Origin of the sequence: Agromyces sp. NPDC057679 (assembly GCF_042799635.1) — a bacterium.
GTDB lineage: Bacteria > Actinomycetota > Actinomycetes > Actinomycetales > Microbacteriaceae > Agromyces.
On sequence record NZ_JBHVIK010000001.1, the window covers coordinates 1062886 to 1084452 of the forward strand.

Below are 21567 nucleotides of genomic sequence, written 5' to 3' on the forward strand. Positions count from 1 at the left end.
GCGTGCGACACCTTGTCCGGACCGCCTTCGAACTCGCGACAGCGCGAAGTGGCGGTCGCTCGCCCCGCCGGGCGAGGATGGGGGAACCAACCATCGCATCGGAGTGATACCCGTGGGCACCACCGTCTTCGAACGACGCATCCCCCAGCCCTCCGTCATCGAGCACGCGCTCGGTGGCACCTCGCATTCGACCTTCTGGATCGACGACCTGCCCGAGGCGTTGACGCCCTCGCGGCCGAAGCTCGCAGGCACGGCGGTCGCCGACCTCGTCGTCGTCGGCGGCGGCTACACCGGCCTCTGGACGGCCCTGCTCGCCAAGGAGCGCAACCCCGACGCGCACGTCGTGCTCGTCGAGGCGAAGCGGGTCGGCTGGGCGGCCTCGGGCCGCAACGGCGGCTTTTGCGAGGCCAGCCTCACGCACGGCGACGAGAACGGCCAGGCCCGCTGGCCGAAGGAGATGGAGCTGCTCCAGCGCCTCGGCATGGAGAACCTCGACGCGATCGAGGCCAGCGAGGCGAAATACGGCATGGACTTCCAGTTCGAGCGCACCGGGCAGCTCGCTCCCGCCATCGAGGAGCACCAGGTCGAGTGGCTGCGCGACTGGGCCGACGAGGCCGCGAAGCACGGCGAGGGCGACGACGTCGTCTTCCTCGATGAAGCCGCGGTCCAGGCATCCGTCAAGTCGCCGACCTACCTCGCCGGCGTGTGGGAGAAGCGCACCAACGGCATGCTGCACCCCGCCCGCCTCGCCGCCGAGCTCGCGCGCGTCGCCGAGGAGCGCGGCGTCGAGATCTTCGAGCACTCCCCCGTGCGCCGCCTCGAGACGCCCGGCTCGACGGGTGCGGTCAGCGTCGTCACCGACGGCGGCCGCGTCGACGCGAAGCACGCCGTGCTCGCGACGAACGTGTTCCCGTCGCTGCTCAAGCGCAACCGGCTCATGACGGTGCCCGTCTACGACTACGTGCTCATGACCGAGCCGCTCTCGGCGCAGCAGCTGGCCGACATCGGCTGGAACGACCGCCAGGGCATCGGCGACATGGCCAACCAGTTCCACTACTACCGGCTCTCGAAGGACAACCGCATCCTCTTCGGCGGCTACGACGCCATCTACAACTACGGGCGCAAGGTGCGCGAGTCGTACGAGCACCGGCCCGAGAGCTGGCAGCGGCTCGCGAGCCACTTCTTCACCACGTTCCCGCAGCTCGAGGGGCTGAAGTTCAGCCACCAGTGGGCGGGGGCGATCGACACGAGCACCCAGTTCACGGCGTTCTTCGGCACGGCCCGCGACCACCGCGTCGCCTACGCCGCCGGGTTCACCGGGCTCGGCGTGGGGTCGACCCGCTTCGCCGCAGAGACGATGCTCGACCTCCTCGAGCGTCGCGAGAACGAGCGCACCACGCTCGAGATGGTGCGCAAGCGTCCGCTGCCCTTCCCGCCCGAGCCGGCCGCCGCGATCGGCATCAACGCGACCCGCTGGTCGCTCGACCGCGCCGACCACAACCGCGGCCGGCGCAACGTGCTGCTGAAGACGCTCGACGCGCTCGGCCTGGGGTTCGACTCGTGAGCGCCGACGAGACCGTGCTGCGCCTCGTCGCCGGCGCACTGACGGATGCCTCGGGGCTCGCCCTCGAGCACGAGCCGGTGCCGGCCGAGCAGGTCGTCACGGGCAGCCCGACGACGGCCTACCGCGCGCTCGACGAGTCGGGGGCGGGCGAGATCGGCGTCTGGGAGATGTCGGTCGGCGCGATGCGCGACGTCGAGGTCGACGAGGTCTTCGTCGTGCTCGCCGGGGCGGCGACGGTCGAGTTCGAGCATGTGCCGTCGACCGGCCGGCCCGGCGACCCCATCGTGCTCGCCCCGGGGGCGGTCGTCCGCCTCGAGGCGGGCATGAAGACGATCTGGACGGTCCGCGAGCCGCTCCGCAAGGTATTCATCGAGCGCTGAGGCTCGGAGAGAAGAAGAGGAACATCATGGCGAAGTATCGGGTGCAGAACCCCGCGACCGGCGAGATCGTCGAGACCTTCGAGGCCGCGACCGATGCCCAGATCGAGGAGACCCTCGCGGCGGCCGACGCCGCCTACCGCGAGTGGCGCGAGCGCAGCGTGCAGGAGCGCGCCGCAGTGGTCAAGCGGGTGGCCGAGCTCTTCGAGGAGCGCAAGGACGAACTCGCGCGGCTCATCGCCGTCGAGATGGGCAAGTCGATCGCCGAGTCGCTCGACGAGGTCGAGTTCGCCCGCTCGATCATCGAGTACTACGCGGTGCACGGGCCGAGCCTGATCACCGACCACGAGATCCCGTCGACGATCCCCGGCAAGGCGATCATCGAGCAGCTGCCCGTCGGGGCGCTCCTCGGCGTCATGCCGTGGAACTTCCCGTACTACCAGGTGGCCCGCTTCGCTGCCCCGAACCTCGTGCTGGGCAACACGATCATCCTGAAGCACGCCGACATCTGCGCCCGTTCGTCGCTGACGATCCAGGAGATCATGGAGGAGGCCGGGGTTCCGGTCGGCGGCTACCAGAACGTGTTCGCCTCGCACGAGCAGATCGCGACCATGATCGCCGACCCGCGGGTGCAGGGCGTCTCGCTCACCGGTTCCGAGCGGGCCGGCGGCATCATCGGCGAGCAGGCCGGCCGCCACCTGAAGAAGTGCGTGCTCGAACTCGGCGGCAACGACGCGATGGTCGTGCTCGACTCCGACGACGTCGCGAGCGTCGCGCAGGCGGCCTGGGACTTCCGCGTCTACAACGGCGGCCAGGTGTGCAACTCGAACAAGCGGCTCATCGTGATGGACGACATCTACGACGAGTTCGTCGCCGAGCTGCGCCGCCTCGCGACCGGGCTCGAGCCGGGCGACCAGCTCGACCTCGGCGAAGGCCAGTACGTCCCCCTCTCGTCGCGAGCCGCCGCCGAGACCGTGAACGCCCAGGTGCAGAAGGCCGTCGCCGAGGGCGCGACCCTCGAGGTGGGCGGCGTGCTCTCCGAGGGCCCCGGCGCGTACTTCTCGCCCGCCGTGCTGACGGGCGTGCCCCGCGACTCCGACTCGTACCGCGAGGAGATGTTCGGCCCGGTCGCGACGGTCTACCGCGTGCACAGCGACGACGAGGCCGTCGACGTCGCCAACGACAGCCCCTTCGGCCTCGGCGGCTCGGTGTTCTCGACCGACGAGGCGCGCGCCGCCCGGGTCGCCTCCCGGCTCGACGTCGGCATGACCCACGTCAACACGATCGCGGCCGAGGCCGCCGAGCTGCCGTTCGGCGGCGTGAAGCGCTCGGGCTTCGGCCGCGAGATGGGCCCGGTCGGCATCGGCGAGTTCGCCAACCGCCGTCTGCGGTTCGTCGCGAAGTAGCCGACCTCGTCACCCGCAACGGGGCCTGCCGGCGAGCTCGCCGGCGGGCCCCGTTGCGGGTCGGGCGTACTTCAGCCGCCCGATCAGCCGCAGACGCCTGGTCACGGGAGCGATCGGATGACGTGCAGCAGCAGCATCGACCGGTCTCGCTTCGACAACGTCCGCGGCGCGCTCAGGCGACCGCTGCGTCGACCGCACCCGGCGCTGGGCCCGACGGCGCGATGCGGAAGGTCGTGGTGAAGCGCGCCAGCAGCTCGGCGTCGCCGGCGAACGAGACTTCGGATGCCTCGCCGTCGAGCAGTCCGCGCAGGCGCCCCGGCTCGAGTTCGAGCTCGAGCACCGCCTGGGGCACCGGCTCGAGCGCCGACCGGCGGGGCTGGGGCAGCGCGCCCGGGCCGACCGGGGCGACGTCGAGCGTCGGGCCGATGACGATCGCCGACACCGAGACCGGCGCGGCGTCGTCGACCACGTGCAGCACGTACTCGGTGGGCGGCATCGACGCCGCGGCATCCGGCCGGAACGCCGCGCGCAGCGCGAAGGCGATGGAGTCGGCGCTCATCGTCTCGCCGTCGCCGGGCTCGCCGAGCAGCGACCACCCCCAGCGTTCGAGCGCGACGACGACGGGTTCGAGGCCCCGGCCGAGCTCGGTGAGCTCGTAGCCGCCGCGCACGCTCGGCACGCGGCGCAGCACGCCCGCCTCCTGCAGCTCCTTCAGCCGATCGCTGAGGATGTTCGTGGGGATGCGCGGCAGCCCGGCCTTGAGGTCGCCGTATCGGCGCGCGCCGACGAGCAGGTCGCGGACGATGAGCAGCGCCCATCGATCCCCGACCCGCTCGAGCGCGCGGGCGGCTCCGCCGTACTGGCCGAAGCCGCGCGCGCCGCGTGTCGCCATGCGGTCAGGCCGTGGCCGACTGTGCCTTGGCCTGGTCGGCCAGGTAGGCATCGGGCCCCTGCTCGACCGCCGCCTGCTCCATGAAGAGGAAGCCGAGGATGTTGCCGTCGGGGTCCTCGAGGTCGCGCGAGTACATGAAGCCGTAGTCCTGCGCGTCGCGCGGCTCGGTGCCGCCCGCAGCGAGCCCCTTGGCGAGCACGGCGTCGACCTCGTCGCGGGAGTCGCGGGTGAACGAGATGCTCGTCTGCGCCTGCGTCTTGGTGTCGATGATCTGCTTGTCGGTGAAGGTGCCGAGGTACTCGCGGGTGAGCACCATGAAGTAGATGTTCTCGTCGAGCACCACGCAGGCGGCGTTCTCGTCGGTGAAGAGCGGGTTGATGCTGAACCCGAGGGCCTCGTAGAACGCCTTCGAGCGGTCGAGGTCGTTGGTGGGCAGGTTCACGAAGATGCTGGTCGTGCTCATGATCGCCTCCGAGGGATCGTCAGTGGTCGTGTTCGGGTGGTTACGAACTCCAGCTTGCTCTTTGCAAGTTCACTTGTCAATAGCAAGTGAACAGATCTTCGACGCGGTCAGCGCAGGGCGCTCCGCCGCACGAGCAGCGCGAGGTGCAGCGCCGTGAGCGTCTCGCCGTCGTCGAGGTCGACGCCGAGCAGCTGCCCGATGAGGGACAGGCGCTGGTAGAACACCGATCTCGACAGGTGCGACGCCCCCGCGGCCGCCGTGCGGTTGCCGGGGTGCGCGAGCGTCGCGCCGAGCACGTCGAGCAGGTCACCGCCGCGGGCGAGGTCGTACTCGATGAGCGGCGCGAGCATCTGTTCGCTGTGCCGCAGCAGCCGGTGGTCGTCGCGCAGCGAGGTCACGAGCCTGATGAGCGGGCGGTCCTCCGCCCGGCGGATCGCGAGGCCGCGCCGCGACCGCGCGCCGGGCGCGCGCGCCAGGTCGATCGCCTCCTGCACCGAGCCGAGCAGCCCGTCGAGGCCCGACGCAGCCTGCCCGATCGAGAGCACCAGGTGATCGGCGGATGCCTCGTCACCGATCAGCGCCCGCGCGAACTCGCGCGCGGTCGCATCGGCGAACGACGCTCCGGCCGGCAGCGACAGCAGCACGATGCTCGCCTGGGTCTGCCGCGACCAGCCGGGCGCCGCCCCGGCGAGGGCCCGGCCGCCGAACGCCTTCGCCGCGGTATCCGCCCGCGCCGCCGTGACCGGCGCACCCGTGACGACGAGGCCGTGGAGCGTCGCGCCCTCGACCGGCAGGCCGGCGGCGCCGAGGCGCGCCGCCGCCGCGGGGAGACCTGCGAACCGCCCCTCGAGCAGGCCGTCGATGAGCCGCTGCCGCCCGGCGCGCACCCACTCGTCGGCGTCGTCGCCGTCGGCGAGACGGCCGAGCGCGAGCGCGATCGCCCCCTGCTCGAGCACGCCGGTCCGGCCCGCCGGATGCGCCGGCCCGGGCAGCGCGATGAGGTGCCCCCACCGGATGCCCCGTGCCTCGACCGGCACGATCAGCCACTCGTCGGGGTGGCGGTGCGCCTGCCGGGATCGCTGCTCCCAGTTCGCGAGCAGCGCCTCCTCGGCGCCCGCAGGCACCTCGGCCGCGACGACCTCGTAGGCGAGGTTCTCGAGCACGACCGGCGAGCCGAGGGTCTGCGCGAGCTGCGCGACGATGTAGTCGGCGGGCGAACCGCGCAGGCTCAGCGCGGTGAAGCGCTCGCGCACCTCGTCTCGGGCGCGGAGGGCGGCCGTCTGCTCGGAGATGATCCGGCTGTGCACCGCCTCCGTCAGCGTGACGAACTTCACCTCGCGGTGGAGCGCGACGAGCGCGAGCCCGCGCTCGCGAGCCGCCTGCTCGACGACGGCGGGCACGTAGCGGTAGTGCACGCCGAGCTCGAGCACGAGGCCGGCGAGGCCGGCGTCGACGAGGCCGGAGACGAAGTCGTGGAGCTCGTCGGGGTCGGTCGGCCAGCCCGAGCCCGTCGACAGCAGCAGCTCCCCGCCGTCGAGGAGCCGGGCGACGCCCGCGCTGTCGGAGACGTGCACCCAGCGCACCCGGGCGTCGAGCCCCCCGTCGTCGCCCGAGAGCACCTCGGGAACCCCGGCCACCACGGCCGGCAGCGCGAGGATCTCGCGCACCGTCGGCAGCGCCGCACCGTCGTCGGCCGCAGCCGCCTGCGCCCCGTTCAGGCCGCCCGGACGATCCGTTCGGATCGAATGATCTTCGCGACGATCTGGCACCGCTTCGCTCTCTTCGCCTCTGCAACACTGGGAAATCAGAAGCTTAGTCGAGCGTCGGCCAATCTGTCTGAACGCCCTGATGCACCGCCCGGAAGGACCTGTCATGAGTATCACCGAGACCGCGACGTCGCCCACGTCGAACTCCGAAGTGCCCGCGATCGGGCACTGGATCGACGGCGCGGTGCGCGCCTCGAGCTCCGGCCGCACCGCTCCGGTCTACAACCCCGCCACGGGCGCGGTGCAGGCCGAGGTCGTACTGGCCGACCAGGCCGAGATCGACGCGGCGATCGCGTCGGCGCAGGCCGGCTTCGAGGTGTGGAGCGGCTACTCGATCGCGAAGCGCCAGACCGTGATGTTCGCGTTCCGCGAGCTGCTCAACTCGCGCAAGGGCGAGCTCGCCGCGATCATCACCTCCGAGCACGGCAAGGTGCTCTCCGACGCCATGGGCGAGATCCTCCGCGGCCAGGAGGTCGTCGAACTCGCGACCGGGTTCCCGCACCTGATCAAGGGCGCGTTCTCCGAGAACGCCTCCTCGGGTATCGACGTCTATTCGCTGAAGCAGCCGCTCGGCGTGGTCGGCATCATCAGCCCCTTCAACTTCCCGGCGATGGTCCCGATGTGGTTCTTCCCCATCGCGATCGCCGCCGGCAACGCCGTCGTCCTGAAGCCGAGCGAGAAGGACCCCTCGGCGGCGCTCTGGCTCGCGGAGCTGTGGAAGGAGGCCGGTCTCCCCGACGGCGTGTTCACCGTCCTGCAGGGCGACAAGCTCGCCGTCGACGGCCTGCTCACCTCGCCCGTCGTGCAGTCGATCTCGTTCGTCGGCTCGACCCCGATCGCGCAGTACATCTACGAGACCGCCTCGAAGCACGGCAAGCGCGTCCAGGCCCTCGGCGGCGCGAAGAACCACATGCTGGTGCTCCCCGACGCCGACCTCGACCTCGTCGCCGACCAGGCCGTGAACGCCGGCTACGGCGCCGCCGGCGAGCGCTGCATGGCGATCTCCGTCGTGCTGGCCGTCGAGCCCGTCGCCGACGAGCTGATCACCAAGATCACCGAGCGCATCGCCCAGCTGAAGATCGGCAACGGCGCCGGCGTCGAGGGCGTCGAGCCCGACATGGGCCCGCTGATCACCGACGTGCACCGCGACAAGGTCGCCTCGTACGTCGACATCGCCGAGGCCGACGGCGCGAAGATCGTCGTCGACGGCCGCGGCTTCACCGTCGACGGCCACGAGGACGGCTTCTTCTTCGGCCCGACCCTGATCGACGACGTGCCGACCACCTCGCGGGCCTACACCGAGGAGATCTTCGGCCCGGTGCTCTCGATCGTGCGGGTGCAGTCGTACGACGAGGGCCTCGACCTCATCAACTCCGGCCAGTTCGGCAACGGCACTGCGATCTTCACGAACGACGGCGGCGCGGCCCGCCGCTTCCAGAACGAGGTGCAGGTCGGCATGATCGGCATCAACGTCCCGATCCCCGTGCCGGTGGCCTACCACTCGTTCGGCGGATGGAAGCAGTCGCTGTTCGGCGACTCGAAGGCGTACGGCACGCACGGCTTCGACTTCTTCACGCGCGAGAAGGCCATCACGAGCCGCTGGCTCGACCCGGCCACGCGCAGCGACCGCGCGCACACCGGCATCAACCTGGGCTTCCCCCAGAACCACTGACCCGTCCAGGAGACTCCGACATGACCGACACCATCACCGACGTCACCGGCGACGAGCTCGCGGCCGGCACCGAGGCGGTCTACACCGACCGCCACGGCGCGGTGCACGCGCTGCCCGACGCCGCCGCCGACGCGCAGGTTCGCGCCGACGACCGGGCCCACGTCTTCCACTCGTGGAGCGCGCAGGCCCTCATCGACCCGCTGCCGATCGCCGCCGGCGAGGGCGCGACGTTCTGGGACTACCAGGGCAACGCGTACCTCGACTTCTCGTCGCAACTCGTGAACCTGAACCTCGGGCACCAGCACCCCGACCTCGTCGCCGCCATCCAGCAGCAGGCCGGCCGTCTCGCGACGATCCAGCCCTCGATGGCGTCCGACGTGCGCGGCGAGCTGGCCCGCCGCATCGCCGAGGTCGCCCCCGGCGACCTCGACAAGGTCTTCTTCACGAACGGCGGCGCCGACGCCAACGAGTACGCGGTGCGCATGGCGCGCGCCGTGACGGGCCGCCGCAAGGTGCTCTCGATGTACCGCAGCTACCACGGCGGCACCGCGACGGCGATCTCGCTCACGGGCGACCCGCGCCGCTGGGCGAACGAGCCCTCCGACGGCTCGGTCGCGCACTTCTTCGGACCGTACGAGTACCGCTCCGCCTGGGGCTCGACCACGCCCGAGGAGGAGGCGCAGCGCGCGCTCGCCCACCTCGAGCAGGTCATCGTGCTCGAGGGCGCGTCGACCGTCGCCGCGGTCATCCTCGAGACGGTCGTCGGCACGAACGGCGTGCTCGTGCCGCCGCCCGGCTACCTCGAGGGCGTGCGCGCGCTCTGCGACAAGTACGGCATCGTCTACATCGCCGACGAGGTCATGGTCGGGTTCGGCCGCATCGGCGAGTGGTTCGCGGTGAACCACTTCGGCGTCATCCCCGACCTCATCACCTTCGCGAAGGGCGTCAACTCGGGCTACGCCCCGCTCGGCGGCGTCGTGATCTCGCAGAAGATCGCCTCGCACTTCGACACCGTGGCCTTCATGGGCGGCCTGACCTACTCGGGCCACCCGCTCGCGTGCGCCCCCGGCGTCGCGACGTTCGAGGTGTTCGAGCGCGACGGAATCCTCGAGCACGTGCGCGACCTCGGCGAGCGCGTCGTCGGTCCCCGCCTCCGCGAGATCGCCGCGAAGCACCCCTCGGTCGGCGAGGTGCGCGGCGTCGGCCTGTTCTGGGCGATCGAGCTCGTGAAGGATGCCTCGACGCGCGAGCCGCTCGTGCCGTTCAACGCCGCAGGCGCCGACGCGGCCCCCATGGGCGCGGTCGCCGCCGCCTGCAAGCAGGCCGGCCTCTGGCCGTTCGTGCACTTCAACCGGATGCACGTCGCCCCGCCGCTCGTCATCTCCGAGGAGGAGCTCGTGCGCGGCCTCGACATCATCGACGAGGCGCTCACGGTCGCCGACGGGTACGTCACCGCCGGCTGAGCGCACCGCCGTCGCAGAGGCCCGGGCCTCGGGGTTCGCCCCGAGACCCGGGCCTCTCGTGCGGAGTACCATGGGCGTCGTTCACGGGCCGCCGTGCCGACGGCGCGCCCGGATCGGGGGAAGCGCTCATGGACGACCGTCATATCTCGGACCGCGTGGAGACCGTCGCCGCGGCGACGCCGTTCCAGATGCTCTACGACTTCTACCGCTTGTCGGGCTACGAGCGACGACGGCATGAGCCCGGCGTGCTCGACTTCACCTTCGGCGACCCGCACGACCCGCCCTCGGCCGAGTACGTCGAGATCCTCCGCGACGCGACGGTTCCGCAGCACGAGCTCTGGTTCGCCTACAACTTCGGCGACCCGGAGGCCATCCGAGCTGCGACCGACTCGATGCGCGCGCACCTCGGCATCCCGTTCGAACCCGACGACGTCCATCTCACGACGGGCGGCTTCGCGGCGATCTCGGCCGCGTTGAAGGTCGTCGGCGACCCGGGCGACGAGGTCGTGTACAGCCTGCCGCCCTGGTTCCTCTACGAGGGGCTCATCCTCGAGGCGGGCATGGTTCCCGTGAAAGTGCCGATCGACCGGCGCACCTTCGATCTCGACCTCGAGGCGATCGCCGCGGCGATCACGCCGCGCACCCGCGTCGTCATCGTGAACAGCCCGAACAATCCGACGGGGCGCGTCTACCCGCCGGCCCTCCTCGAGCGCCTCGCCGCGCTGCTCGACGAGCGATCCGCACGGCACGGACGTCGCATCCACCTCGTCTCCGACGAGGCCTACAACCGCATCGTGTACGACGGGCTGCGCTTCCGCAGCCCGGTCGAGTTCTACCCGTGGAGCTTCCTGGCCTACAGCTACGGCAAGACCCTGCTCTCACCGGGCGAGCGCATCGGCTACCTCGCCGTGCCGCCGACGATGCCGGCCGCGGCCCGCGACGAGATCCGCAGCGCCGTCGAGACCGTGCAGATCACCGGCGGATGGCTGTTCCCGAACGCGTCGATGCAGTACGCGCTGCCCCGGCTCGAGCAGTTGCGCTTCGACCTCGCCCTGTTCCAGCGCAAGCGCGACGTCATGGTCGCGGCGCTCCGCGAGCTCGGGTACCGCGTCGCCGTGCCCGAGGGCACCTTCTACCTGTTCCCCGAGTCTCCACTCGCCGACGACGCGGAGTTCGCCCGGCTGCTCGACCGCGAGGGCGTGCTCGTGCTGCCGGGGCGCATGTTCGAGACCCCCGGGTACTTCCGCATCTCGCTGACCGCCACGTTGGAGACGATCGAGGCGTCCCTCCCGCGCTTCGCCGCCGCGTACGCCGCCGCGGGCGTCGGCTAGCCTGAACCACATGGACTCACGGGCGACGCCCGGCGGCATGGCCCGGCGAACGTTCCTCGCCGCCTCCTTCTCCGGCCTCGCGACCGTCGTGCTCGCGAGTTGCACCGCACCGCAGCCGACCCCGACACCGCCGCCGACCGGGAGTCCGACCACCTCCCCGACGCCCTCCCCCGCACCGACACCGTCGCCCGTCCCCGAGCCGATCACGGTGCGCCGTTCACGCTGGGGCGCCGACCCCTTCGCCCGCGGGGCGTTCACCTACGACGCGGCGGGCGGCCCCGACGAGCTGCGCGAGGCACTCGCGCAGCCCGTCGCCGAACGGGTGTTCTTCGCGGGCGAGGCCTGCGACACCGCGGCGCCGGGCACCCTGCAGGGCGCCCGCAGCTCGGGCGCCCGCGCGGCGTCCCTCGTGCTCGAGCTCGCGGAGCCCGGCGAACGCGTCGCCGTGATCGGCGCCGGGCTCGCGGGGCTCACCGCCGCTCGCGAGCTCGCCGACCGAGACCTCGAGGTCGTCGTCATCGAAGCCAGGGACCGCATCGGCGGGCGCATCGACACCGTCGACGCCGACGGCTTCGACGGCCCGATCGAGCTCGGCGCGCTCGTCATCGGCAGCACGGCGCTGCAGGCGGCGCTGCCCGACTCCGTCGAGCTGCTGCCGATCGCCCCTCCCGCCGGCGCGCGCACGGCGGACGGTGCGACGGTGGCCATCCCCACGACCGGCCCCGACGCGATCGCCGCAGCGCAGGCGTGGGCCGCCGCCCAGCCCGAGGCGAGGGCGAGAGAGCTCTCGCTCGCGACCGCGCTCGTCGAGTCGGGCACGAGCGCCTCGCTCTCGACCCAGCCCGACGCGACGGGCGTCTCCCCCGCGGCCTGGCTCGCCCACTCGCTGGCGAGCGGGGTCGGGGTCGAGACCGGCGCGACCGCGAACCGCGTCGCCGCCCTGGCCGAGCTCGGCAGGGGCGCCGTGGCCGCCGGCCCCGCGACCGGCGCCGACCCCGACGCGCCCTCGTCGACCGCGCCGGCGCTCGCCCGCGGCCTCGCCGGCGCCCTCGACGCCGACGCCGACGCGCTCGACATCGCCGTCATGAGCGTCGTGACCCGCATCGCCTACGACGAGCGCCGGGTGAGCCTGCGCCTCGACTCGGGCGAGTCGCTCACGGTCGACCGAGTCGTCGTCACCGTGCCGCTCGGGGTGCTGAAGACCGACACGCTGCAGTTCTCCCCCGCCCTGCCCCTCCTGCACCAGCGGGCGATCTCGCGCCTCGGCGTCGGGCTCGTCGACACGGTGTGGCTGCGCTTCGAGGAGGCGTTCTGGCGCCCCGCGAACGAGTCCGGCGACGCCGACGGCACCGGGGCCGAGGCATCCGTCACGGTGCTGACCGTCGTCGGCGAGACCCCGAGCGTCGCCGCCTGGCTCGATGCGGGAGCGCCCGACGGCGAGCCGGTGCTCGTCGGGCTCATCGCCGCGACGCAGGCCGAACGTCTCGAGGCGCTCGACGACGCGGCGTTCCGGGAGGCGGTGCTCGCCGATCTCGTGCCCTTCGCCACAGCCGCCGGTTGACGGCGACGAGGCCCGCGGTCAGCGTCACGAAGATGACGAGCACGAGCGCGCAGTAGAGCGCGACGCCGACCGGGCCGCCGACCTGCGCCTCGTCGAGGAAGAAGTACGGGTACCACCCGAGGTCGGCGCCGCGCGCGAGCGTGTAGCCGAGCCACACCGTGGGGTAGACGAGCACCCAGCCGACCGTCGACCACGGCACCCGCGGGTTCACCGCCATGATGCTGTCGGCCGTCCAGGCGATGACGGCGAGCGCCGGCACGACGAAGTGGAGCAGGGTGTCCGACCAGGGCACGTCGACGCGGTAGTCGCGCGTCGAGGCCTGGGCGACGATGATGCCGAACACGATGCCCGACACCAGCACGTACACCGTCACCATCGTGCGCAGCACCCCGAGCCAAGGCGGGTCGCGCGGCGCGGCGAGCGCGAATCCTCCGGCGATGCCGAGCGTCACGACCGCGAGGAACGCCGACTGCACGGTGAAGTAGCTGAAGAAGTTCGTGGTCGCGAAGAACCGGAACCCGAGCACGTACTCGAAGTTGCCGATGAGCGCGACGACCTCGAGCACCGCGATCGCGAGCCGGAAGACGCCCAGCGTCCGCCGCGCGCGCGGCGAACCCGCGTCGTTCGGTGAACGCGGGCCCGGCATGCCTCCACGCTAGCCGCCGCCGGCGTCAGCGCGAGCCTCAGTCGAGCGGGCGCAGGATGCGCTGCAGGAACCGCCGCGTGCGCTCCTCGCGCGGCGCGGTGAAGATCTGCTCGGGCGCTCCGCGCTCGACGACGACGCCGCCGTCCATGAAGAGCACCTCGTCGGCGGCCTGCCGAGCGAACCCGAGCTCGTGCGTGACGACGACCATCGTCCAGCCCTCGTCGGCGAGCTCCTTGATGACCTGCAGCACCTCGCCCACGAGCTCGGGGTCGAGCGCGCTCGTCGGCTCGTCGAAGAGCAGCAGCAGCGGCTTCAGCGCGAGCGCGCGCACGATGCCGACGCGCTGCTGCTGCCCGCCCGAGAGCTCGAAGGGGTAGGCGTCGCGCTTCTCGGCGAGGCCGACGCGATCGAGCAGGGCGGATGCCTCGGCCACGGCCTGCGCCTTCGGCACCTTCTGCACCCGGACCGGGCCCTCGATGACGTTCTGCAGCACCGTCATGTGCGGGAAGAGGTTGTGCTGCTGGAACACCATCGCCGAACGGTCGCGGAGCGCGAAGCGCTCGGCCTTCGAGATCGGCGTCGAGAAGTCGAGCGAGGGCCCGCCCGCGATCCCGACCGTGCCGGCGTCGGGCGTCTCGAGACCGTTGAGCGAACGCAGCACGGTCGTCTTGCCCGAGCCGCTCGGCCCGATGAGCACGACGACCTCGCCGCGGCGCACCTCGAGGTCGATCGACCGCAGCACCTCGTTGTCGCCGAACGACTTGCGGATGCCGCGCGCCTCGAGCAGCACGCTGTCGTCGGGGGTCTGGCCCGGGGCGAGCGGGTCGGGGCCCGAGGCATCCGAACCGTTCACCGCGCCGTCGTTCGCCGACCCGTCGCGATCAGTGGGCGACATAGCGGTCCAATCTCTTCTCGATCAGGTTCTGCCCGCTCGACAGCACGAGGCAGAAGAGCCAGTAGATGACGGCCGCTTCGATGTAGATGAGCAGGAACTCCCGGCTGAACGCCGCGATCTCCTGCGCCACCCGGAACATCTCGGTCACGAGGATGAGCGAGGCGAGCGAGGTGTCCTTCACGAGCGAGATGAAGGTGTTCGACAGCGGCGGCACCGAGACGCGCGCCGCCTGCGGCAGGATCAGCCGGGTGAGCGTCGTCCCCGACGACATTCCGATCGTGTAGCCGGCCTCCCACTGGCCCTTCGGCACCGAGAGGATGGCCGCACGGATCACCTCGGCCGCGTAGCCGCCGACGTTGAGCGAGAACGCGATGATCGCGCTCGGCCACGGGTCGATCGTGATGCCGACCGAGGGCATGCCGTAGAAGATCACGAAGAGCTGCACGAGCAGCGGCGTGCCGCGGATCACCGAGATGTAGAACCTCGCGATGCCGCTGACCACGCGGTTGCGGCTGATCCGCATGAGGGCGACGCCGAGCGCGAGCACGAGCCCGAGCGCGAACGAGGCCAGCGCGAGCGGAATCGTTCCGCTGAGGCCGCCCCAGAGCAGTGGCCAGAACGAGTCGAGGACGAGTTGCCAGTCGGTCATCGCCTCACCGCCTTCCGAGATACGGCGGATGCCGCGTCACCCCATGATTCCACCGGGGGTGTTCCCCGTGCGAACCAGGGGCGGAACGCGGCATCCGCCCGTCGATCAGGTGAGCGCTACTGCGAGACGTCCTCGCCGAAGTACTTCTCGCCGAGCTCGGCGAGCACGCCCTCCTCGCGGAGTTCGGCGAGCGCCTCGTCGACGGCCTTCACGAGCGCGGTCTTGTCCTTCGTGAAGGTGAGGGCGCTCTCGCTCGGGTCGGTCTCGGCCACGACGGCGAGCTTCGCGTCGGGCGTCTGCTTCACGTAGTCGAGGTAGGTGAGCTTGTCGTTGACCGTGGCGTCGACACGGCCCTGCTCGAGGAGTGCGACGGCCTGCGCCCAGCCCTCGACGGCCTCGACGTTCGCACCGGCGTCGACGGCGAGCTGGTAGAAGTTGCTCGTCAGCGACTGCGCGGTGGTCTTGCCCTTCAGGTCCTCGAAGCTCGAGATCGAGTCGTCGCCCTCGTTCACGACGACGACGCTCGGCGACACGGTGTACGGGGTCGAGAAGAGGTAGTCCTCCTCGCGCTCGGGGTTGATCGAGACCTGATTGGCGATGACGTCGAAGCGGCCCGCGTCGAGGCCCGCGAAGATCGCGTCCCACTGGGTCTCCTCGAACTGGATCTCGAGGCCGAGCTTGTCGGCGACGGCCTCGGCCACCTCGACGTCGTAGCCGACGAGGTCGCCCGCGCCGCCCTCGTGGAACGTGAACGGAGGGTAGGTGCCCTCGGTCGCGACCGTCAGGGTTCCGGCGTTCACGAGCCCGAACTCGTCGTCACCGGCGGCCGAGTCGCTCGCGGCGGGGGCGCTCGACGAGCAGGCGGCGAGCGCGACGACGGCGAGGGAGGCGGCGGCGAGGCCGAGCAGGGTGCGGGCACGGGGTGCGCGGGACATGGGGGCTCCGTTCGTGGGGAGGGGTGCGGCCGCAGGTACGCGGCGACGATGGGGTCGAGTCCATCACGACCCGGCCGCAAGGTGAAACGGCATTACCCCGCGTTGCATTCCCGCCCGTTCGCTCGCTCCCCGGGTTTCTCAGGACGAGCTGCGGCGAATCTGCGGTTTCTCAGGAGTCGACGCAGAGCACTCCGGTCGCCCGCCCCGAGCTCTCGCGCGAGTCGGCCCGCCCCGCCGCCTAGCCGTCCTGAGAAACGTGAGGAGTGGGTGCCGCCACGAGCACGCCGTCCTCGCGGCGCGGCACGCCGAGCGGGTTGCCGTCGGCGAGCTCGGCCGGCAGCACGGCGGCCGGGGCATCCTGCCAGGCGACGGGAGTCAGCCACCTGCGGATCGCGGTCGCGCCGACCGAGGTGTGCACCGAGGCGGTGGTGGCGGGCCAACCGCCCCCGTGGTGCTGCCCCCACGCGATCGCGACGCCCGTCGGCCAGCCGTTGAAGACGAGCCGGCCCGCGACGGACTCGAGCGCCTCGGCGAGGTCGGCGACGTCTTCGCCGGGCGCGTGGTGGATGGACGCGGTGAGCGAGCCCTCGAGCACGGCGAGCGCCCGGCCGAGCCCGGCGTCGTCGGCGTAGCGCACGAGCAGCGTGAGCGGGCCGAAGCACTCCTCGAGGAAGGCTTCGCGCCCCTCCACGAACGACTCGGTGCTCGTCGCGACGACGACGGGAGCCGCGACGTCGGCCGCGCGCTCCCCCGCGAAGACGAGGTCGACGTCGTCGCGCTCGGCCAGCTCGACCGAGCCGCGGTCGAACGCCGCCGCGATGCCCTCGGTGAGCAGGCGCTGCGGCGCGGCGTCGCCGAGCGCGGCCACGAGCGCGTCCTCGATGCCCGACCCCTCGGGCACGAACACGAGGCCGGGCTTCGTGCAGTACTGGCCGCCGTCGCGGGTGAAGGAGCCCGCGAGCCCCGCCGCGATCGACGCGGCGCCGGGTCCGGCGTCCGAGACCGCGGCCGGCGTCACGACGACGGGGTTGAGCGAGCCGAGCTCGCCGTAGAACGGGATCGGCTCGGGGCGAGCGGCGGCGAGGTCGAAGAGGGCGCGGCCGCCGCGGGTGGAGCCGGTGAAGCCGACCGCCGTGACCCGCGGGTGCTGCACGAGCGCGAGGCCCGCCTCCATGCCCTCGACGAGCTGGAGCGCGGCCGCCGGCCCGCCGGCCGCGGCGAGCGCCTCGTGCGCGACCTCGGTGACGCGGCGCGAGAGCCTCGGGTGCCCCGGATGCGCCTTCACGACGACCGGGCAGCCCGCGGCGAGCGCCGAGGCGGTGTCGTTGCCGAGCACCGAGAACGCGAACGGGAAGTTCGAGGCCGCGAACACACCGACCACGCCGAGCGGGCGGAGCATCCGCCGCAGCTCGGGACGGGGCGGCAGGAGCGAGGCGTCGGGCGAGTCGATCGTCGCCTCGAGGTACGAGCCCTCGTCGATCACGCCGGCGAAGAACCGCAGCTGGGTCGAGGTGCGGGTGAGCTCGCCGCCCAGCCGCGCGGCCGAGAGGTGGGTCTCCTCGCCCGCGAGCGCGACGAGCTCGTCGCGGTGCGCTTCGACGGCGTCGGCGATCGCGCCCAGCCAGCGGCCGCGCTCGGCACGGCTCGAGCGCCCGAGGCCCGACGCCCCGGCGAGCCGCACCGCGAGCTCGACCGCGGCGTCCGCCGACAGCTCGACCCGCTCGTCGCCGCCGGTCGCCGGCTCGTCCCGCGGGGCGATCCCCGTGGCATCCGTGTTCGTCATCGTGAACCCTTCTCGTTCGTCACTGCGCTCGCCTCTGCCGAGCCACTCTCAGAAGGCGTTGAGCCCCGTGAGCTCGCGCCCGAGGATCAGCTGGTGGATCTCGTCGGTGCCCTCGTAGGTGCGCACCGACTCGAGGTTGGCCGCGTGGCGCATGACCGGCCACGCGTTCGTGATGCCGTCGCCGGCGAGGATGGCCCGCGCCTCGTGCGCGATCGCGAGCGCCTCGCGCACGCTGTTGAGCTTGCCGACCGAGATCTGGGCGGGCGTCAGGGCACCGCGCTCCTTGAGCCGGCCGAGGTGCAGCGCGAGCAGGATGCCCTTCTCGACCTCGAGGAACATGTCGGCGAGCTTCGCCTGGATGAGCTGGTTCGCGCCGATCGGCTTGCCGAACACCTCGCGCGACGTCGAGCGCTCGATCGCGGCCTCGAGGCACGAGCGCGCGGCGCCCATCGCGCCCCACACGATGCCGTAGCGGGCCTCGTTGAGGCAGCCGAACGGGCCGCTCAGTCCGCGGGCGCCGGGCAGGATCGCGTCGCCGTCGACGCGGACGCCGTCGAGCGCGATGTCGCACTGCACCGAGGCGCGCATCGACAGCTTGCCGTCGATCGGCGTCGCCGTGAAGCCGGGCGTCGAGGTCGGCACGAGGAACCCGCGCACCGCGCTGCCGCCCTCGCCGAACGCGCCGGAGGGGTCGTCGACCTTGGCCCAGACCACGGCGACGTCGGCGAGCGAGGCGAGCCCGATCCACCGCTTCGCCCCGTCGATGACCCAGCCGTCGCCGTCGCGACGCGCGGTCGTCGTCATGCCGGCGGGGTCGCTGCCGCCCTGCGGCTCGGTGAGCGCGAAGCAGCCGACGAGGTCGCCCGCGGCCATGCCGGGCAGCCACCGGTTCTTCTGCTCCTCGGAGCCGTACTTGTGGATCGCGCTCATCGCGAGCGAGCCCTGCACCGACACGAAGGTGCGCCACCCCGAGTCGGCGGCCTCGAGCTCGAGGCAGACGAGGCCGTACGAGACGGCGCCGGCCCCGGCGCACCCGTAGCCCTTCAGGTGCATGCCGAGGAACCCGAGGTCGCCGAGCTCCTTCACGAACTCGCGGCGGAAGTGCTTCTGCTCGAAGTCCTCCTCGATGACCGGCAGCAGGCGCTCCTGCGCGAAGGTGCGGGCCTTCTGCTGCCAGGTGCGCTCCTCCTCGCTGAGGAGGGCGTCGAAGTCGAAGACCTGGTCGATGCTGGGGGCGGTGGTCATGCGCGGGGTCCTTTCGAAGGGTCGGCGGTGGGTTCGGATGTCACGGGGTGCCAGTCGGCGCCCGCGTGCTCGTCGAGCCGGGGCGGCGGGGTCAGGTAGCGGGCGCTGGCCGAGGAGAGCCTGATCGGGTTCGCCACGGTGCGGCTGCCGTCGATCGCGGCGACGGGCTCGAGGCCGAGCGACTCGGCGAACGCGATCGCCTCGGCGACGTCGTTGACGAGCCCGGCGGGCACGCCGGCCTCGCTGAAGCGCTCGGCCCACACGGCGGCGCGGGCACCGGCGAGCGCGCCCTCGATCTCGGCGCGGAGGTGCTCGCGGTGGGCCACGCGCGCCTCGTTCGTCGCGTAGCGCGGGTCGTCGGCGAGCCCGGGCAGCCCGAGGATCGCGGTGAGCGCGCGGAACTGCTTGTCGTTGCCGACGGCGATGACGAGGTCGCGGTCGGCGGCCGGGAACACGGCGTAGGGCGCGATCGACGGGTGCTGGTTGCCGAGCCGGCGCGGCGCGCGGCCGGTGACGAGCGTCGAGGCGGCCTGGTTGGTGAGCGCCGAGAGCAGGCTCTGCATGAGGTTGATCTCGACGTGCGCGCCCTCGCCGGTGCGGTCGCGGTCGCGCAGGGCGAGCAGGATGCCGGCGAGCGCGTTCTGCGCGCAGAGCACGTCGACGAGGGCGACGCCGGCCTTCGAGGGCTCCCCCTCGGGCTCGCCGGTGATCGACATGAGGCCCCCGACGGCCTGCACGAGGAGGTCGTAGCCCGCGAGGCCGGCGCCCTCGCCCGCGCCGAAGCCGGTGATCGAGCAGTAGACGACCCGGGGGTTCGCCGCGCGCACGGCGTCATGGTCGAGGCCGAAGCGGCGCATCACGCCCGGGCGGAAGTTCTCGATGACGACGTCGGCCGTGGCGGCCAGGCGCCGGGCCTCGGCGAGCCCCTCCTCGGTCGCGAGGTCGAGGGCGACCGAGCGCTTGTTGCGGTTGACGCTGCCGAAGTAGGTCGCGGTGCCGTTGGCGTCGACCGGCGGCTTCCAGTGCCGGGTGTCGTCGCCGGTGGGCGGCTCGATCTTGATGACGTCGGCGCCGTAGTCGGCGAGCATCATCGTCGCGTAGGGACCGGCGAGCACGCGCGAGAAGTCGGCGACGCGGAGGCCCGCGAGCACCCCGTGATCCGGCCCGCCGGGCGCACCGCCGGCCGCGCCGCGTGGCGCGTCGCCGGTCGTCGTCTCGGGTCGCTCGTGCATGGGTCATCCGCCTTCGCATGTGCCGGCCGTTCGGCCGCCGTCCATTCATCCTATAGTGAATCTTTTTTGCGCGCGCCGCCACTCGGCGCGGGCGCGCTCGGCTATCGTGAACGCATGGAATCGAGGGTGGGCCCCGGCGCGCGCGAAGCCGTGTTCGCCCAGCTCGCCGATGCGGGCCGCGCCGAACAGGTCGCGCAGCGACTCATCGACGGCATCGTGCTCGGCGTGCTCGACCCCGGTGAGCGCCTGCCGAGCGAGCCCGAGCTCGCCCGACGGTTCGGCGTCGCCCTCATCACCGTGCGCGAGGGGCTCGGCATCCTCCGCGAGGCCGGCCTCGTCGAGACCCGTCGCGGCCGCGACGGCGGCAGCTTCGTCGTGCACGACGACGCCGAGCACCGAACGCTGCTCACCGCGCGGCTCCGCGGGCTCGCCCAGGTCGAGCTCAGCGACATGGCCGTCTACTTCGGCGCGATTCTCGCCGGGGCGGCCGAACGCGCCGCCGAGCGCGCGAGCGACCCCGAGGCGAGCCGCCTCGCAGCCTGGCTCGACGCCGCCGACTTCAGCACCGCGGCGAGCGCCCGCACGAACCAGGGCGGCTTCTTCCTCGAGCTCGCCGTGCTCAGCCAGTCGGCCCGGCTCGTCCGCGAGCAGATCCGCCTGCAGGCCGAGTTCGGCCCGCTGCTGCTCATCGGCCTCGACGACGCCGCCGCCCGATCCGAGGCGGCCGCGGCCGACCGCCGCATGGTGCGGGCGGTCACGACGCACCGCCCCGCCCGGGCCCGCGAGGCCGCCGGCGTGCTCGTCACGGCGCTCTCGGCCAGCCTGCTCGCGGCGAAGGCCAGGGTCGAACGCGGAGGCGGTCTCGATGACCACGAATGAGCAGCTCGCCCCGGTCGCCGACGCCGTCGGCGAGGTCTTCGCGCGCGTCTTCGACCAGCTCGCCGACTGGCGCACCCCGATCGAGGCGATGATCGCCCGCTCCTCCGCCTCCGGCGGCGAGGTCCGCCCGGCCGAGCTCGACCAGACCGTCGCCGACCTCGTGATCCCCCGCCTCGTCGAGCCCGACGCGCTGCTCACCGGGGCGGGATTCATCGCCGACGGCGAGATCGTGCGGGGCCGCGAGGTGCACTTCGCCTGGTGGCTCGGACCGCTCGACGACAACCCCGTGCTCGGCTCGACCGACGGCCCGACGAGGCTCGACCTCTCGACGCGGGGCTACACCGAGTACCTCCGCGACTTCCGCGCGCTCGAGTGGTACCGCATCCCCGCGACGACCCGCCACGCGCACGTGACGGGCCCGTTCGTCGACCACCTCTGCACGTGCGACTACATCCTCACGCTCACGATGCCCGTGCACGGGGAGGGCGGCGAGCGCATGGTGGGCGTCGTCGGCGCCGACATCTCGGTCCGGCGGCTCGAGCAGGAGCTCCTCGCCCGGTTCCTCGGAGCCCCGGTGCCGCTCGCGCTCGTGAACGCCGACGGCCGGGTGGTGCTCTCGACCGAGCCGACGCTGCAGGTCGGCCAGCTGGCGGATGCCTCGGCGCCGAACTCGCTCGACTGCCCCGGCACGCCGTTCCGCGTGCTCGTGGGGCCCGCCTCCGCCGATCGCTGACGGCGGAATCCCGAACCCGAGCATCCCCTGAGCACGGGTCGAGAAGAATCATCCGTTGTTATATCTTTGACGGAC

Annotated in this window: 19 protein-coding genes; 9 read left to right on the plus strand and 10 right to left on the minus strand. The window is 72.3% G+C overall.

The genetic code is table 11. The features are described from left to right. The first annotated feature begins 112 nt into the window (after positions 1-112). The 3 genes from ACFVAJ_RS04750 to ACFVAJ_RS04760 are packed head-to-tail and all read left to right on the plus strand — an operon-like array spanning position 113 to position 3347. Positions 113-1564 (plus strand): NAD(P)/FAD-dependent oxidoreductase, encoded by a 1452-nt coding sequence (locus ACFVAJ_RS04750; protein WP_376941654.1) that lies wholly within the window; start codon positions 113-115, stop codon positions 1562-1564. After that, on the plus strand, positions 1561-1944 hold the full coding sequence (locus ACFVAJ_RS04755) for a cupin domain-containing protein (protein ID WP_376941655.1): 384 nt from the start codon (positions 1561-1563) through the stop codon (positions 1942-1944). Before ACFVAJ_RS04750 ends, ACFVAJ_RS04755 begins: the two co-directional genes overlap by 4 nt. Before the next feature lie 26 nt (positions 1945-1970). Continuing rightward, positions 1971-3347 (plus strand): NAD-dependent succinate-semialdehyde dehydrogenase, encoded by a 1377-nt coding sequence (locus ACFVAJ_RS04760; RefSeq protein WP_376941656.1) that lies wholly within the window; start codon positions 1971-1973, stop codon positions 3345-3347. Positions 3348-3519: 172 nt separating this feature from the next. Here ACFVAJ_RS04760 and ACFVAJ_RS04765 read toward each other — a convergent pair whose 3' ends face one another. From ACFVAJ_RS04765 to ACFVAJ_RS04775, 3 genes are all read right to left on the minus strand, one after another. After that, the gene (locus ACFVAJ_RS04765) at positions 3520-4239 is read right to left on the minus strand and encodes a winged helix-turn-helix transcriptional regulator (RefSeq protein ID WP_376941657.1); all 720 of its coding nucleotides are present in this window, start codon (positions 4237-4239) and stop codon (positions 3520-3522) included. Between the two features lie 4 nt (positions 4240-4243). Next, positions 4244-4702: a VOC family protein gene (locus ACFVAJ_RS04770; protein ID WP_376941658.1), complete on the minus strand. Its 459-nt coding sequence runs from the start codon at positions 4700-4702 to the stop codon at positions 4244-4246. Positions 4703-4809: 107 nt separating this feature from the next. Then, positions 4810-6471 carry a PucR family transcriptional regulator gene (locus ACFVAJ_RS04775; RefSeq protein WP_376941659.1) on the minus strand — a complete coding sequence of 554 codons (1662 nt, stop codon included), beginning with the start codon at positions 6469-6471 and terminating at the stop codon, positions 4810-4812. Positions 6472-6574: 103 nt separating this feature from the next. On the opposite strand from ACFVAJ_RS04775, the gene ACFVAJ_RS04780 reads away from it, so the two are divergent. From ACFVAJ_RS04780 to ACFVAJ_RS04795, 4 genes are all read left to right on the plus strand, one after another. Continuing rightward, entirely contained in the window at positions 6575-8140 is a 1566-nt protein-coding gene (locus ACFVAJ_RS04780) for a CoA-acylating methylmalonate-semialdehyde dehydrogenase (RefSeq protein ID WP_376941660.1), read from the plus strand. Positions 8141-8160: 20 nt separating this feature from the next. Continuing rightward, positions 8161-9603, plus strand: coding sequence for an aspartate aminotransferase family protein (locus ACFVAJ_RS04785; RefSeq protein ID WP_376941661.1), 1443 nt, complete (start codon positions 8161-8163; stop codon positions 9601-9603). A gap of 128 nt (positions 9604-9731) precedes the next feature. Then, the gene (locus tag ACFVAJ_RS04790; RefSeq protein ID WP_376941662.1) at positions 9732-10934 is read left to right on the plus strand and encodes an aminotransferase class I/II-fold pyridoxal phosphate-dependent enzyme; all 1203 of its coding nucleotides are present in this window, start codon (positions 9732-9734) and stop codon (positions 10932-10934) included. A 10-nt stretch (positions 10935-10944) separates the two neighbouring features. After that, on the plus strand, positions 10945-12495 hold the full coding sequence (locus tag ACFVAJ_RS04795) for an FAD-dependent oxidoreductase (protein WP_376941663.1): 1551 nt from the start codon (positions 10945-10947) through the stop codon (positions 12493-12495). On the opposite strand, the gene ACFVAJ_RS04800 is transcribed toward ACFVAJ_RS04795, so the two are convergent. The 7 genes from ACFVAJ_RS04800 to ACFVAJ_RS04830 all read right to left on the minus strand — a co-directional run bounded on the left by ACFVAJ_RS04800 (position 12392) and on the right by ACFVAJ_RS04830 (position 19880). After that, the gene (locus ACFVAJ_RS04800) at positions 12392-13141 is read right to left on the minus strand and encodes a Pr6Pr family membrane protein (protein ID WP_376941664.1); all 750 of its coding nucleotides are present in this window, start codon (positions 13139-13141) and stop codon (positions 12392-12394) included. The genes ACFVAJ_RS04795 and ACFVAJ_RS04800 overlap by 104 nt on opposite strands. A 37-nt stretch (positions 13142-13178) precedes the next feature. Continuing rightward, complete coding sequence (locus ACFVAJ_RS04805) at positions 13179-14036, minus strand: amino acid ABC transporter ATP-binding protein (protein ID WP_376941665.1); 858 nt, start codon at positions 14034-14036, stop codon at positions 13179-13181. After that, on the minus strand, positions 14023-14685 hold the full coding sequence (locus ACFVAJ_RS04810; protein ID WP_376941666.1) for an amino acid ABC transporter permease: 663 nt from the start codon (positions 14683-14685) through the stop codon (positions 14023-14025). Before ACFVAJ_RS04810 ends, ACFVAJ_RS04805 begins: the two co-directional genes overlap by 14 nt. Before the next feature lie 116 nt (positions 14686-14801). Continuing rightward, positions 14802-15620 carry an amino acid ABC transporter substrate-binding protein gene (locus tag ACFVAJ_RS04815; RefSeq protein ID WP_376941667.1) on the minus strand — a complete coding sequence of 273 codons (819 nt, stop codon included), beginning with the start codon at positions 15618-15620 and terminating at the stop codon, positions 14802-14804. Between the two features lie 238 nt (positions 15621-15858). Then, positions 15859-17403 carry an aldehyde dehydrogenase (NADP(+)) gene (locus ACFVAJ_RS04820; RefSeq protein WP_376941668.1) on the minus strand — a complete coding sequence of 515 codons (1545 nt, stop codon included), beginning with the start codon at positions 17401-17403 and terminating at the stop codon, positions 15859-15861. Positions 17404-17451: 48 nt separating this feature from the next. Next, a complete protein-coding gene (locus ACFVAJ_RS04825) occupies positions 17452-18648 on the minus strand; it encodes an acyl-CoA dehydrogenase family protein (RefSeq protein ID WP_376941669.1) in 1197 nt (398 codons plus the stop codon). Continuing rightward, positions 18645-19880 carry a CaiB/BaiF CoA transferase family protein gene (locus tag ACFVAJ_RS04830; protein WP_376941670.1) on the minus strand — a complete coding sequence of 412 codons (1236 nt, stop codon included), beginning with the start codon at positions 19878-19880 and terminating at the stop codon, positions 18645-18647. Before ACFVAJ_RS04830 ends, ACFVAJ_RS04825 begins: the two co-directional genes overlap by 4 nt. Before the next feature lie 114 nt (positions 19881-19994). Between ACFVAJ_RS04830 and ACFVAJ_RS04835 the strand changes: the two genes are divergently transcribed. Continuing rightward, a complete protein-coding gene (locus ACFVAJ_RS04835; RefSeq protein WP_376941671.1) occupies positions 19995-20759 on the plus strand; it encodes a GntR family transcriptional regulator in 765 nt (254 codons plus the stop codon). Next, a complete protein-coding gene (locus tag ACFVAJ_RS04840) occupies positions 20746-21492 on the plus strand; it encodes a cache domain-containing protein (protein WP_376941672.1) in 747 nt (248 codons plus the stop codon). The genes ACFVAJ_RS04835 and ACFVAJ_RS04840 overlap by 14 nt, the downstream gene beginning before the upstream one ends. The last annotated feature ends 75 nt before the right edge of the window (positions 21493-21567 follow it).